9 protein-coding genes and 1 tRNA gene are annotated in these 13,680 nt (G+C 49.2%); 2 read left to right on the top strand and 8 right to left on the bottom strand.

Annotation, left to right across the window (positions count from 1 at the left end):
* Positions 1-80: 80 nt before the first annotated feature.
* The 4 genes from rpmE to argS form a co-directional block, all read right to left on the bottom strand.
* Positions 81-293 carry a 50S ribosomal protein L31 gene (gene rpmE, locus HC352_RS01730; RefSeq protein WP_168917306.1) on the bottom strand — a complete coding sequence of 71 codons (213 nt, stop codon included), beginning with the start codon at positions 291-293 and terminating at the stop codon, positions 81-83.
* Positions 294-488: 195 nt separating this feature from the next.
* Complete coding sequence (rho, locus tag HC352_RS01725; RefSeq protein ID WP_211080718.1) at positions 489-2,201, bottom strand: transcription termination factor Rho; 1,713 nt, start codon at positions 2,199-2,201, stop codon at positions 489-491.
* 241 nt (positions 2,202-2,442) lie between these two features.
* Complete coding sequence (locus HC352_RS01720) at positions 2,443-3,303, bottom strand: GHMP family kinase ATP-binding protein (protein ID WP_168917304.1); 861 nt, start codon at positions 3,301-3,303, stop codon at positions 2,443-2,445.
* A 15-nt stretch (positions 3,304-3,318) separates the two neighbouring features.
* Entirely contained in the window at positions 3,319-4,989 is a 1,671-nt protein-coding gene (argS, locus tag HC352_RS01715) for an arginine--tRNA ligase (protein WP_168917303.1), read from the bottom strand.
* Positions 4,990-5,140: 151 nt separating this feature from the next.
* On the opposite strand from argS, the gene HC352_RS01710 reads away from it, so the two are divergent.
* Positions 5,141-5,213, top strand: a tRNA-Arg gene (locus HC352_RS01710).
* A gap of 160 nt (positions 5,214-5,373) precedes the next feature.
* Here HC352_RS01710 and HC352_RS01705 read toward each other — a convergent pair.
* The 4 genes from HC352_RS01705 to HC352_RS01690 all read right to left on the bottom strand — a co-directional run bounded on the left by HC352_RS01705 (position 5,374) and on the right by HC352_RS01690 (position 9,662).
* Positions 5,374-6,144, bottom strand: coding sequence for a glycerophosphodiester phosphodiesterase family protein (locus HC352_RS01705; RefSeq protein ID WP_168917302.1), 771 nt, complete (start codon positions 6,142-6,144; stop codon positions 5,374-5,376).
* Positions 6,145-6,150: 6 nt separating this feature from the next.
* A complete protein-coding gene (locus HC352_RS01700; protein WP_168917301.1) occupies positions 6,151-7,224 on the bottom strand; it encodes a M23 family metallopeptidase in 1,074 nt (357 codons plus the stop codon).
* A 99-nt stretch (positions 7,225-7,323) separates the two neighbouring features.
* Positions 7,324-8,355 (bottom strand): hemolysin family protein, encoded by a 1,032-nt coding sequence (locus HC352_RS01695; protein WP_168917300.1) that lies wholly within the window; start codon positions 8,353-8,355, stop codon positions 7,324-7,326.
* Positions 8,352-9,662: a hemolysin family protein gene (locus tag HC352_RS01690; RefSeq protein WP_168918560.1), complete on the bottom strand. Its 1,311-nt coding sequence runs from the start codon at positions 9,660-9,662 to the stop codon at positions 8,352-8,354. The genes HC352_RS01695 and HC352_RS01690 overlap by 4 nt, the downstream gene beginning before the upstream one ends.
* 251 nt (positions 9,663-9,913) lie before the next feature.
* On the opposite strand from HC352_RS01690, the gene HC352_RS01685 reads away from it, so the two are divergent.
* The gene (locus HC352_RS01685) at positions 9,914-13,630 is read left to right on the top strand and encodes a multifunctional oxoglutarate decarboxylase/oxoglutarate dehydrogenase thiamine pyrophosphate-binding subunit/dihydrolipoyllysine-residue succinyltransferase subunit (RefSeq protein ID WP_168917299.1); all 3,717 of its coding nucleotides are present in this window, start codon (positions 9,914-9,916) and stop codon (positions 13,628-13,630) included.
* The last annotated feature ends 50 nt before the right edge of the window (positions 13,631-13,680 follow it).

Here is a 13,680-nt window from a genome sequence, read left to right as displayed (position 1 = left end):
GTCGTCGATCTGATCGTTACTAGTATTAAGTGTAAAACAAACGCCGGTACGACGAATCGTACCGGCGTTTGGTAACAAAGCTACTTGGTGCGCTTGCCGTATCGAGCTTCGAAGCGAGCCACACGACCACCGGTATCCAGAATCTTCTGCTTACCAGTGTAGAACGGGTGGCATGCCGAGCAAACGTCTACACGCAACTCGCCACCAGTGAGGGTGGAACGAGTATCAAATTCATTACCGCAGGTGCATGTTACGTGCACGGGAGCGTAATTTGGGTGAATGTCCTTTTTCATAGGAAATCTCCTTGGATCGTTTTGTGCCCTGGGTCCACATCGCACCCGAAAAATATCGATTTTTCGTAGCTTGCGGAAAGCAATAGTAGCTTTCAGCGGCCATGTGGTGAACCAAAAGCCGACGCATTATTACATCATATCGGTCGCGGTTTTACCATTATTAGTGAGTAGATTCACGGCCGATATGGAGAAAAGTTACTCTTCGATACCCGCACCTTGGACACCGCGAACAATCGACATCAGCAATGCTGAATTCGATTCTGTTTTACGCATCCGTCCCAGTAGTTGATCTGAGGCTTCTTGGACATCCATCTGACCCAAGCCGCGGCGTAAATGCCACATAATCTTGAGCTCTTCAGGCGAAAGTAGTTGCTCTTCACGGCGAGTGCCGGATGCATTAATATCTACTGCCGGGAAGATTCGTCGGTCCGCAAGCTGACGTGACAACCGCAATTCCATATTGCCAGTGCCCTTGAACTCTTCGAAAATAACTTCATCCATCTTCGATCCAGTTTCCACGAGCGCGGAGGCAATAATCGTCAACGAACCGCCATTTTCAATGTTTCGAGCAGCGCCAAAGAACTTCTTTGGCGGATACAATGCAGCAGCGTCAACGCCACCAGACAAAATTCGACCAGATGCTGGGGCGGCCAGATTGTAAGCTCGCGATAACCGGGTAAGGGAATCTAGCAAGATAACGACGTCTTGTCCCAATTCGACCAAACGCTTAGCACGCTCAACTGCAAGCTCAGCAACAATTGTATGATCAGATGCTGGGCGGTCAAAGGTTGATGCAATAACTTCGCCCTTTACTAAACGTTGCATATCGGTCACTTCTTCTGGTCGCTCATCAACCAGAACCACCATTAAATGAACGTTTGGGTTGTTATTGGCAATCGCCATCGCGATTTGCTGCATCACAACGGTCTTACCAGCCTTTGGCGGGGAGACAATTAAGCCTCGCTGTCCCTTACCGATTGGGGCTACAAGATCAATAATTCGCGTGGTCAGTGCCTTTTGTGTAGTTTCTAACCGTAGCATTTCTTGCGGGTAAAGCGGGGTGAGCTTGTTGAACTCCGGACGCAACGCAGCATCTTCGATACTCAGCCCGTTAATCGTCTCTACATCAACAAGTGGATTATATTTGTGTTGGCGTCCACGAGAGTTTTCCGCGTGCGGACGAACTGATCCTTGGATCGCATCGCCACGGCGTAATCCAAAACGACGAATTGTTTGTGATGAAACGTATGCGTCACTCTTGCCTGGTAAGTAGCCGCCAGTACGCAGGTAGGCATTATTTCCGTCAATATCAAGGATTCCCGCAACTGGAATCAAAACATCTTCAGCTGCTGATTGCTCAGATGCGTGATCGTTGTTATGAGATTCTTGATTATTCTCTTGGTTGCGATCACGACGATTACGGTTGCGATCACGACGATTGTTTTGGTTGCGATCACGACGATTGTTTTGGTTGCGATCACGACGATGACGATTATCTTCATCATCATTGTCTCGTACCGGCCCACGTTCCTCAGCACGGCGTTCAGCAGCCTCTTCTAAAGCGCTAAGCGCAGCGGCTTTTTCTTCGTCACTCATTTTAGCTTTTGCTGAGCGACGATCATTGTGCCGGTCACGGCGGTTACGATTACGCCCGCCTTCATTTGGTAATTCAATATCAATCTTTTTCGATTCTGTATCTACAGATTCATTCGACGCGTCAGACTGGACGGTTCGCGATACTGATTCATTTTCTGTTTTATCAGCATTCTGTACCGACTTTCCCGACCGGGAATTCTTCACTTCAGTATTATTGCTTCTAATCGCCGCAATATAATCAGCTTTGCGTGACTTGGGGGGCATTTTAATTCCCATCGACGCAGCCAATTCTTTAAGTTCTGGGAGCCGCATTGTAGATAGTGCGGGCTTACGAGCAGTTGTTGTTTCGCTCACGAGGTTCCTTCCTCGGCGGCCCATAGGCCTTCTAGATATAATCAAGCCTCAATGGCTTTAAGGATCATTAAGGATAAACGGCGAGATAATTCATCAGCCGTGCGGATCTTGACTCATTAAGAGACATACTACAACCAGAGGAGGTTGTCCGCTGTTCTTATAATACACACTTTACTTTCGCTATGCTATGCGAAAAGCGTTACGTAGCGCTCACAACCTCCAAGCCTGTACCCCATGAAGTCTCGTGAGCAACATACCCTTGCTCTTTCAGCATCGCACACATATTAGATTCAAGACGGGCAAAAACAATAAACGCCGGACCTGATCCACACATGAGTGCCGGCCACTGTGCCTTATGCAGTGCAGTAAGAATGTGGGCACTATATGCAACCCGCTCATCTTGTGTTTGAGGTACAAGAAACGTAGGGCACACATGTGTCAATATCTGTGGATCATTGGTTAATCCCCGTAATAATGCCGATATTGGTCCTACCGAATAGGTATGCTGGTCTCGGTTTTTCCCGAACTCAGGGAGCATTAGCGTGGCCGGGAGATCTGCTGCCAGCTCTACCGGCCAGATATGGGAACTATTCTGGTTTTGCCAATACCCACAACCGTTCCCAGACAAAATGGCAGATGCCCGCTCGGGTGACACACCGAGTTTTCTCGCAATCTCAATTATCTGATTATTAGTAAATTCTGCCGGGTACCCATATAGGTGTCGCACTGCAGCAATTCCAGCTACTACTGCCGCAGATCGCGCACCTAAACCAGCTGCAGGCGGGATGGCCGTTTGACCAATGAGCGATATACCGGCATGCGGTTCTTGGAGGATATCTAGTGTTGCAAAAATGGCCTCAATAGTTGGATGAGATTCATTTTGTGGAAAAACCTGTTTGTTTGGCCCAGTAATCATCGCCCTGCTTTGCCCCACAGTGACAGTTATTGCGTAATCGTCACACATATTAAGTGCGACACCAAGCTTTTCGCCGTCCCGGCTACTAGCTAGAACTGTAGTAGCCGGGACACGAATACGGGCATAATCCCTGACTAATCGCATACGCGGATTCAATTCTCACATTTTATCTGGTGCACTAACACCCAGTAATGACAATCCGTTAGCTAGAACTTGGCCAGCGGCATCGTTAAGCCATAACCGAGTGCGGTGCAGATCTGATACTGGCTCATCAGCACGCGGTGTCACACGCGAAACACCGTACCAACCGTGATACGCGCTAGCTAATTCTTCCAAATATCGTGCTACTCGGTGCGGTTCACGCAGTTGGGCAGATTGCGCAACAATCTCTGGGAACTGTGCTAATTTCGCAATGAGCTCTGCATCGGCAGCTGAATCTAGCAGAGCTGGATCGAAGCTATCACGGGTAACACCGTGCGCAGCTGCATTGGCATCAACTGACTTAGTGCGCGCATGAGCATATTGTACGTAATACACTGGATTTTCATTCGTACGCGAAGAAATGAGCCCAAGGTCAATTTCAAGTGTGGTGTCCATTGCTGCTCGCACTAATGAGTAACGTGCAGCATCTACACCTGCCGCATCAAGAAGATCAGACAAAACAACAATGGTTCCGGCACGTTTTGACATCCGTACTGGCTGCCCATCTTGGACTAAGTTAACGAGTTGGCCGATGAGGATTTCAAGGTTCTCCCCTTTACCAGCAGTGTCACCAAAAGCACGAGCCATTGCATACATTCTGCCAATGTATCCATGATGGTCAGCACCCAACATAATAATGACGTGGTCTGCACCGCGTTCACGCTTATTGAGATAGTAAGCGATATCGCCAGCAAAGTATGCCGCATCACCGTCAGACTTGATGATAACCCGATCTTTATCATCACCAAACTCTGTTGAACGAAGCCAGGTTGCGCCATCTTGGTCATAGACTACGTTCTTACTACGCAAATCACCGATCGCCTGATTCACTGCACCAGATTCATGCAGTGAATCTTCGTGGAAGAAGACATCAAATTCGACACGGAATCCTGCTAGTTCTTTTTTGATTTCGCCGAACATACGATGAACGCCGTACTCACGGAAAAACTCTTGAGCTTGATCATCTTCTAAAGATAATGGATCAACATCTGGATGCTCTGCCATCACAGCGTTGGCAATATCTTCGATATATTGACCGCCATAGCCGTCTTCAGGAGCTTCCTGACCACGCGCTCGGGCCAAAAGCGATTTTGCAAAACGATCAATTTGTGAACCGTGATCATTAAAGTAGTATTCTCGCACAACACTAGCGCCACTAGCTTGCAAAATACGAGCCAGCGAGTCCCCTACCGCAGCCCAGCGAGCACCGCCGATATGGATAGGGCCAGTTGGATTGGCAGAGACGTACTCTAGATTAACGACCTGACCATCAAGCGCTTGACTTTTTCCGTAGCTTTCTCCTTGGTCAAGGATGGTACGTGCGAGTTCACCGGCTTGCGCTGCATTGACAGTAATATTGATGAAACCTGGACCAGCCACTTCGGCGTGGTCAATCCCCTCATGGGCAACAAGTTTTTCGACGACGAGCTGAGCAAAATCACGCGGGTTCATGCCAGCTTTTTTACCTAATTGCATGGCAACATTAGTCGCCCAATCACCATGTTCGCGAACACGTGGGCGTTCGACGCGAACCGGGGGAATTGTATCCGGGTCAAGCGCAATTGTTCCGTCTTGTGCCGCTTCATGAACGATATTAAAAATCAGTACCTTGAGTTCTTCTGGAGTCATAAATCAAGTGTATCTGTCCAAGCCACCAATTTTTCTATCACTGCCGAACAAAGACTCATGCGTTTGGCCACATTCAAGGTGATTTAGGACGCGCAATGCCCTGCTGTATTTTTATTAGGAAAATAATCCTGCTATGCTAGCAAAGGTCTGAGCCCCGATAGCTCAGGGGATAGAGCGTCTGCCTCCGGAGCAGAAGGTCGCTGGTTCGAATCCAGTTCGGGGTACGATAAAAACCGCTATAGCATAACGAAAGCTATGAGCGGTTCTGTTATGCTTTTCTGCCATTCACCCCACCTTACCCCATCTCCCACCTTGGATAGGGCTGTTATCTTCGCATGTTAAGTAGCCTGATGCGCACTTGCAAAAAGACCGCCACCAGCGAACTTACGGCCAGATACTCGCCATTCGCTGGGGAATATCGGTGATGATGCCCTGCACGCCAAGATCTAGCAGACGCCGTGCAACTGTCGTGTCATTAACTGTCCAGACATGTACTGCCCAGCCTTGCTCGCGGGCCGCCTCAACAAATGCTTGATTGACAATCTCAATGCCATGAAATTCTCGGGGAACTTGCACTGCTTGAACTCCTTGTAAATAACCAGGAATAAAGCGAAGCAAAATACTGCGAATGGCTCGCGGCGAGCGTACCGCAAAGAAAAGCTTGATAACAGATAGCACACTCAACGAAGAAGCGATCCCCGGAAGTGCCCGCCGTAGCCGACGTAATCGTCGTTCGGAAAACGATGCCACACATACTCGGGAACGGGCTTGAGCTGCTTCAATAGCATTAATTAATGGTTCTACGACACGATTTTCTTTGGCATCAACATTGAAGATCATGTCAGGGAATTCGCTGAGTACTTCATCAAGTCGCATAAAATAGCCACCAGAGTGATCAGTCATTGCCGATAACTCTTCCCAGGTGTAGTCACAAACTCGGCCACGATGCGAAGAGACCCTATCAATACGCCGATCATGGACGATAACTGCGATGCCATCTTTGGTACTGCGAACATCAGTTTCAATATAACGAAAATTAAGATAACGCATCAGTTCGAAGGCGTAACGAGTATTTTCCGGTGCTTCGATAGCACCGCCACGATGGGCAATGATGACTGGCTCACCAAGACTATCCCATAACCGGGAATTGGGCATAACGTCCTACTTAGCCCCGCAAATATCATGAATATCGACTGCGCCATGGTCTTTCATGAATTCTGTTGGATCAACAGGGCCAGCCCCATCTAATCCTGTGTATGGACCGGGATGAATTTCAAAATGAAGATGCGGGCCAGTAGATCTCCCAGAATTTCCAACATCGGCAACATGATCTCCCATTTTCACTTCATCACCTTCACGCACGTGAATACCTTCGCTGAACGAATGCAGATACCACGACGTGAAAATAACACCATTCACATTGTGTTCAATAATGAGGATGGGAGCACCTAACGTAGCTGAGTTAGCCCCAGAAAAAACGACTTTTCCATCTGCGACCGCATAAATAGGGGTGCCAAGCGGGGCAGCATAATCTACCCCTTCATGGAGTTTAGAGGTACCAAGAATAGGATGTAACCGCCATCCAAATGGTGAGGACTCTTGAAATGTTCCAGCTGCCATTGGATGAATGAAACGATCTAATTTGTTTCGCAAAACAGATGTGAGCGAGTTTGCACTAGCGGTAGTTTCACATAACACTGGTTTGCCAGCAAACTGCTCTTCATACGCTTTAAACCGAGCTGAATCTGCAGCTCCGGATAAAGCCTTGAGGTTGCTGGGTGTATCTGCGCCTTCTTCAGCTATACCTTCAAGCACACTGTCATCTTGATAGGCGGCAGCGGAACTTTCGAAAACGAATGAACCGATTCCAATACCGCCACCCACCGCAAGGAAAAATGCGCATGATGCACTTGCTAGAGTTCTCATTGACCATTGCGGCAGAAAGAAGCGGCTCAGACCGGAAGTTGTTAGCCACGTACTCGCAGGGACCTTAGCGCTTGCCGGCTCGATATTTTCAGCAGAAGGCAGGACGACAGTTTCTTGCGTCTGGCAATTTTCTTCCTTATTACCAGCACGATTATCATTATGTTGCGCAGCAGTGGCCGACATAGTGGCGACGGTTCGCATACTGGTATTGTCTTGAAAACTGTCATCCAACAAAAGCGTACTCGCTTGCTGCGCTTGACGCGCAAGACGCAAATCGCGCCGCGAGGGCCGAGTTTGTTGTTCGCTCACGCTACTCCCTTGAACGAGTTCCCCATAGACAACCTAATGATAACGGTTTGATAACAATTTCAGCAAATATATTTGCGTGACTAGAGCCACAGCTCGCATTTATCTTTGCATTGCGTCGCGGACTTCACCAATAAGTTCTTCCAAAACGTCTTCTAAAAAGATCACGCCTTGTGAACCATCTTTCAGATTAACTTCCGCCATGTGAGCACCCGCCTTTTGCATCACTCGCATTGCGTTTTCGATTTCATCATCCGGATCTACTGTCACAAGTCGACGAATTTTCCATCCAGGAATCGACTCAAAACGGCGTTTCGGGCTGATATCCAAGATATCTTTAACATGCACATACCCGATCAGCACACCATTAGAAGCAACGACGGGGAAACGCGAGTAGCCAGTATGGGCAACCCGCTCTTCCAATTCGTGCGGGGTAAGTGAATCCGGTACTGTTTCTAGATCAGCTTCCCCAACCATCAATTCCCGTGCTGTTTGTTCCGAGAATTCAATCGCTGACGAAATCAGGCCAACATCAGCATCTAGCACGCCAGCTGCTTTAGAGACCTCCACAATCGAAGCCACCTCATCGGCAGTAAATGCTGAGACAACCTCATTTTTTGGTTCGAAGCCAAAAATCCTGATGAAATGATTTGCCACCCAATTCATAGAGGCAACAACTGGATAGAAAATCTTGGAAATAAAAACAAGCGGCGGGCCAAGAATAAGCGCAGTTGTCTCCGGGTTCGTAACTGCAAGATTCTTCGGAACCATCTCGCCTATAACCACATGAGCAAAAACAACGATCGCGAGCGCAATAACAATGGCCATCGGATGTGTCATCGACTCTGGAATACCAAAATGATGAAGTGGTCCACTGATCGTATGCGCGATAGCAGGTTCGGCTACCGCACCAAGCGCTACCGAAGCAATAGTCACTCCCAGTTGGCACGTCGCCAACATAAGTGTGACATGCTCAAGAGCATACAACACCGTTTTCGCACTCTTTTTCCCATGATCGGCCAAAGGTTCTATGCGTGACCTTCGAGACCCCATCACGGCAAACTCCGCAGCAACAAAATAAGCATTGATTGCTAGCAAGCCAATCGTAATAGCAATAGCCGGACCAAGATTCATTCGCTATCCTCCTCCGACATTACTTTTACTGTTAATCGCACTGAATCTACACGCCTTCCGTCCATTTTCTCGACTCGCGCCGTGATATCTCCGTCAGTGTACTCGTCACCGACTTCTGGAATCTTCCCCAAGCCAGCCATCATCCATCCGCCGAGAGTTTCCCACGGACCATCGTCTGGAACATCAATATGGAATTCGCGACTTATCTCATCTGGTCGCATAAGTCCAGGAACGATAGTTTCTCCGGTAGCCAAGACATGCGTCGGAGTGGTTCGCCGGCGATCGTGCTCATCAGATACGTCACCAACAATTTCTTCGATAACATCTTCTAAAGTCACAATTCCCGAAACACCGCCATACTCATCGATGACGACGGCTACTTGCGATCCCGACGCGCGCAACCGCACCAAAAGTGGAGCAAGTTCAAGAGTTTCCGGCACTCGGGGAACCGGAATCATTAATGACGACGAAGTTACACTCACATCTGCTCGACGCTCATACGGAATCGCAATAGCTCGACGTAAATTAACAACTCCGCGGATATCATCCATATCTTCGCCGATTACCGGAAAACGTGAGTGTCCAGTCATTCGAGCAAGATCAACAATATCCTTAGCAGTTTGATGAATTGTCAAATGCGCCACCCGGCCCCGGTCAGTCATCACATCAACCGCCGTGAGCGCACCGATATCAATTGATCGAGTCAAAAGCCGAGCCGTCGAAATATCAAGTGTTCCTTGCTCGGCAGACCGACGCACTAACGCCGATAATTCTGTTGCCGAACGAGCACCAGATAATTCCTCAGCTACTTCAACACCAAAACGATGCAAGATCCAGTTTGCTGAATTATTTAATAAGACGATGATTGGCCGGAAAATAGCCGTAAAACCACGCAACGGAAGTGAAACTATAGCAGCGGTACGCAATGGTTCAGCCAACGCCATATTCTTTGGAACTAGCTCACCGAATACCATGGAAAAAAGATTCACCACAATAAAAGCAATAATAACTGCCGAGGCAAGTGCAGCCGGATAAGCCAGTTGTGTTTTCCCCAGTAGTCGAACAAACAAATCCTGAAGCGGAGCTTGGGCAACATAGCCAAGCAAAATCGTGGTTATGGTAATACCGACTTGGCACGAGGACAGTTGCAACGAAAGCCGATGCAAAGCCTTAGTCACCTTCTTTGCCTGTTGATCGCCACTTTCAGCTTTTGCATCTATCGTTGCCGGGTCTAATGCCACTAACGAAAACTCTGCAGCCACAAAAACTGCGGTACCAGCTGTGAGTAACACACCCAGACCGAGCATAATCAGATCTACGAGCACTATCTATCACCAACATCGTTATTCATAGTTCTTATCGTATCGTAGGCGGGCAATATTACTTTCATTAACAAGGCGCATTCGTCTCAAATCACCATCACAGCCACCGAAAAAACACCACGCAACTGTAGCGTAAAGAACTACTTCACAAACATTTCTGAACCTGAAAAACCCCCGAAACTACCGTATAGTTTGAAGTTGAGATAATTATTCTATTGGCGAGCGAGGCACAGACAATGCAGTCATCTCAACCAGAGGAATTCGGAGCCAACCAAAGCTTTATCGAAGATCTTTACTCCTCCTACCTCCATGACCCACACAGCGTCGGTCCGCAATGGCAAGAAATGTTTCGAGAATGGCAGACAGCAGGTCGAAAAGCCCAGGTTGCACCGCCGTCGTCATCAGAAAAAACACAACACGCCCAACGTTCCGTCCACGCTTCTCACAGCCGCGAAGCAACCCCGTCAACGAACGTCACAAGATCCGATCTACCACCTCAGCCACGCGCCGCAGCCGAGCCAGCAACCACACCATATGCAGCAAAATTCGATCTCAAACCAAAACTAGGCGAAATTTTTACCCGCGGACAATCAGAACGCGTCCCGCTCAAAGGCGCAGATCGCAGCTTGGCGAAAAATATGGACGTCTCCCGTGAACTGCCAACCGCAACAACAGTGCGAGCCATGCCAGCCCGCGTCATGTTTGATAATCGCACTGTCATCAACAAATACTTAGCTGCTACTCGAGGCGGCAAAATTTCGTTTACCCATCTAATTGCCTACGCCATGATTGAAGCTCTCTCAGAAATGCCTGAGATGAACTACTCCTACGATGTTGACGACGCCGGAAAGCCCATCCTCGTCAAACCTGGCACAATCAACCTCGGTATCGCTATCGACGTCAAAAAGCCTAACGGAGAACGCACCCTCGTCGTGCCGTCTATAAAAGGCTCCGAACATATGACTTTCTCCGAGTTTCTCACCGCCTACGAAGATCTCATCACACGCGGACGCGATAATGCTCTAACAATAGAGGATTATCAAGGAGCCACTGCTTCGCTGACCAATCCCGGCGGTTTCGGAACCACCCACTCCATACCACGCCTCATGAAAGGCCAAGGACTTATTATCGGCGTCGGCGCCATGGTTTACCCACCAGCATTTGCCGGAACAGCCGAAGCGCAACTTGCCCGGATGGGAGTGTCAAAAGTCGTTCACGTCACCTCAACCTACGATCATCGCGTTATCCAAGGGGCAACCTCCGGACGATTCTTGCGGCTACTCGAACATAAACTCCTCGGTCTTGACGGCTTCTACGATCGCGTCTGCGTCGCTCTCCATATTCCTTACAAACCATTCGTATGGGAAACCGACGTCGAATACGATGCGCAACGAGAACTCGGTAAACCAGCGCGTATTGCTGAATTGATCCACGCCTATCGCTCCCGTGGTCATCTCATCGCAGATACCGATCCACTCTCCTACCACATCCGCCGCCACCCCGATCTGGAAATACGTTCCTATGGATTGACTTTGTGGGACCTCGACCGTTCTTTCCCCACCGGTGGTTTTGCACACTCCTCCCACCTAACACTACGAGAAATTCTCGATCAGCTACGCGAAGCCTACTGCCAAACAGTAGGTATCGAATACATGCATATCGTCGATCCGGCCCAGCGCCAATGGTTCCAAGACCGGCTCGAACGCCCTGCCCAACCAGCCTCTATTCAACAACGCCGCCGGATTCTGACAAAGCTGAACCAAGCTGAAGCGTTCGAAACATTCTTACAAACAAAATATGTCGGGCAAAAACGCTTCTCCCTCGAAGGCGGAGAATCACTCATTCCGGCACTCGACGCCATCCTTGAAGGTGCTGCCGAATCTGGTTTATCCGATGTCACCATCGGTATGGCACACCGCGGCCGACTCAACGTCTTAACGAATATCGCTGGCAAATCCTACGGTCAAGTCTTTAACGAATTCGATGGCCGAATCGATCCATCATCCGTACAAGGATCTGGTGACGTGAAATACCATCTAGGGACCGAAGGTATCTATACCTCACCAAATGGCGACCATGTGGGTGTTTCACTAGCCGCAAACCCCTCACATCTTGAGGCCGCTGACGGCGTTGTCCAAGGGATCGTGCGTGCCAAGCATGACCGAATGGGAGTCGATGGTACGTTCTATCCAGTCTTACCTATCCTCATCCATGGTGATGCCTCACTCTCCGGGCAAGGGGTCGTCTGGGAAGTCTTCAATTTATCTCAATTACCGGCCTACAAAAATGGCGGAACCATCCATATTGTGGTCAATAACCAGATTGGTTTTACCACCTCCCCCTCCCTTGGCCGTTCTTCGCGATACACAACCGATATCGCCAAAGGTCTCCAAATCCCCATTTTCCACGTCAACGGCGATGATCCAGAAGCCGTTTCACGAGTGGCGCGCATGGCGCAAGAATATCGCCAAGCATTTCATAAAGACGTTATCGTTGACATCATTTGTTATCGACGACGAGGCCACAATGAAGGCGATGACCCTTCGATGACTCAGCCGGTCATGTACTCTTTAGTTGATTCGAAACGCACCACTCGGCGCATTTACGCCGAAGCATTAGTCGGCCGTGGTGACATGACGGCAGAGGAAGTCATCGAACTCGAATCGACATATCACAACACGTTGACCGAGGCTCTAGAATCTGTCCGAGAAAACGCCAACTCACGTACACAATCAGAAGTGCAAGCTGCGCAATCCCTCGGCCAACCACACTCACAAGACGACGACGCCGATACCATGCTTGGCTGGACAAGTGCTACGACAGCTAACATCATCGCCCGTATTGGGGCAGCACACGTCCATGTACCTGAAGGCTTTACACCCCACAAGAAAATCACACAACTATTTGCCAAACGCAACCACATGTGCAGTGAAGGCAATATCGATTGGGGCTTCGGAGAGCTTCTCGCTTTCGGATCGCTCCTTATCGAAGGAGTTCCAGTACGCATGTCTGGCCAGGACGTCCGCCGTGGTACATTCGTTCAACGCCACGCGACCGTGCATGGTGAAGGAACTGGTATGGAATGGACTCCGCTTAATCATCTCACCGATAACCAAGCACCATTCGAGATTTACGATTCTGCACTCTCTGAATATTCTGTTATGGCGTTCGAATATGGTTACTCAGTTGAACGTCCTGATGCGCTTGTCGTATGGGAGGCCCAATTCGGCGACTTTGCCAATGGCGCACAAACCGTCATCGACGAATTCATCTCTTCCGCAGAACAAAAGTGGAACCAAAAGTCCTCACTAGTACTCATGTTGCCACACGGTTATGAAGGTCAGGGCCCGGATCATTCCTCGGCTCGTATTGAACGCTACTTACAGTTGTGTGCGGAAAACAATATGATCGTAGCCCAGCCGTCAACTCCGGCCAATCACTTCCACATGTTGCGCCGCCAGGCTTACCAGCGCCCGCGCAAACCATTGATCGCTATTACCCCGAAGCAACTCTTGCGCCGTAAAGGGGCTACATCTGCAGTTGAGGAATTTACCTCTGGCACCTTCCAACCTGTTATTGGCGAACATCGTACAGACTTAAACGTCACCCGAGTCTTATTGTGCACTGGTCGTCTTTACTATGATCTGCTTGAACGCCGGGATAACGACGGTGACACCTCAGTGGCAATTATTCGCCTCGAACAACTTTATCCGCATCCAGTAGCTGAGTTAGCAGCTGAGCTGGCAAAATATCCAAACGCAGAAGTGCTGTGGGTCCAAGACGAGCCTGCTAACCAGGGCGCATGGCCGCATCTTGCATTGGAGATGTTCATGCCGATGGGCTTGCATATCCGGCGAGTTTCTCGGCCAGCTACTGCTTCTACCGCGACTGGCTTGGCAAAGATCCACCAAGCACAAGCCGCCACATTAATCGATGAGGCATTTGCCCGGTAATGTTAGTAGGCGATATTTTCCGTGGAGATTCTGATATATGGCGCACTCAA

The sequence above is a fragment of the Arcanobacterium buesumense genome (assembly GCF_012563545.1).
Classification (GTDB): Bacteria; Actinomycetota; Actinomycetes; order Actinomycetales; family Actinomycetaceae; genus Arcanobacterium; species Arcanobacterium buesumense.
Note: the sequence above shows the minus strand (reverse complement) of the source record. Positions and strands in the feature narration are given on the sequence as shown.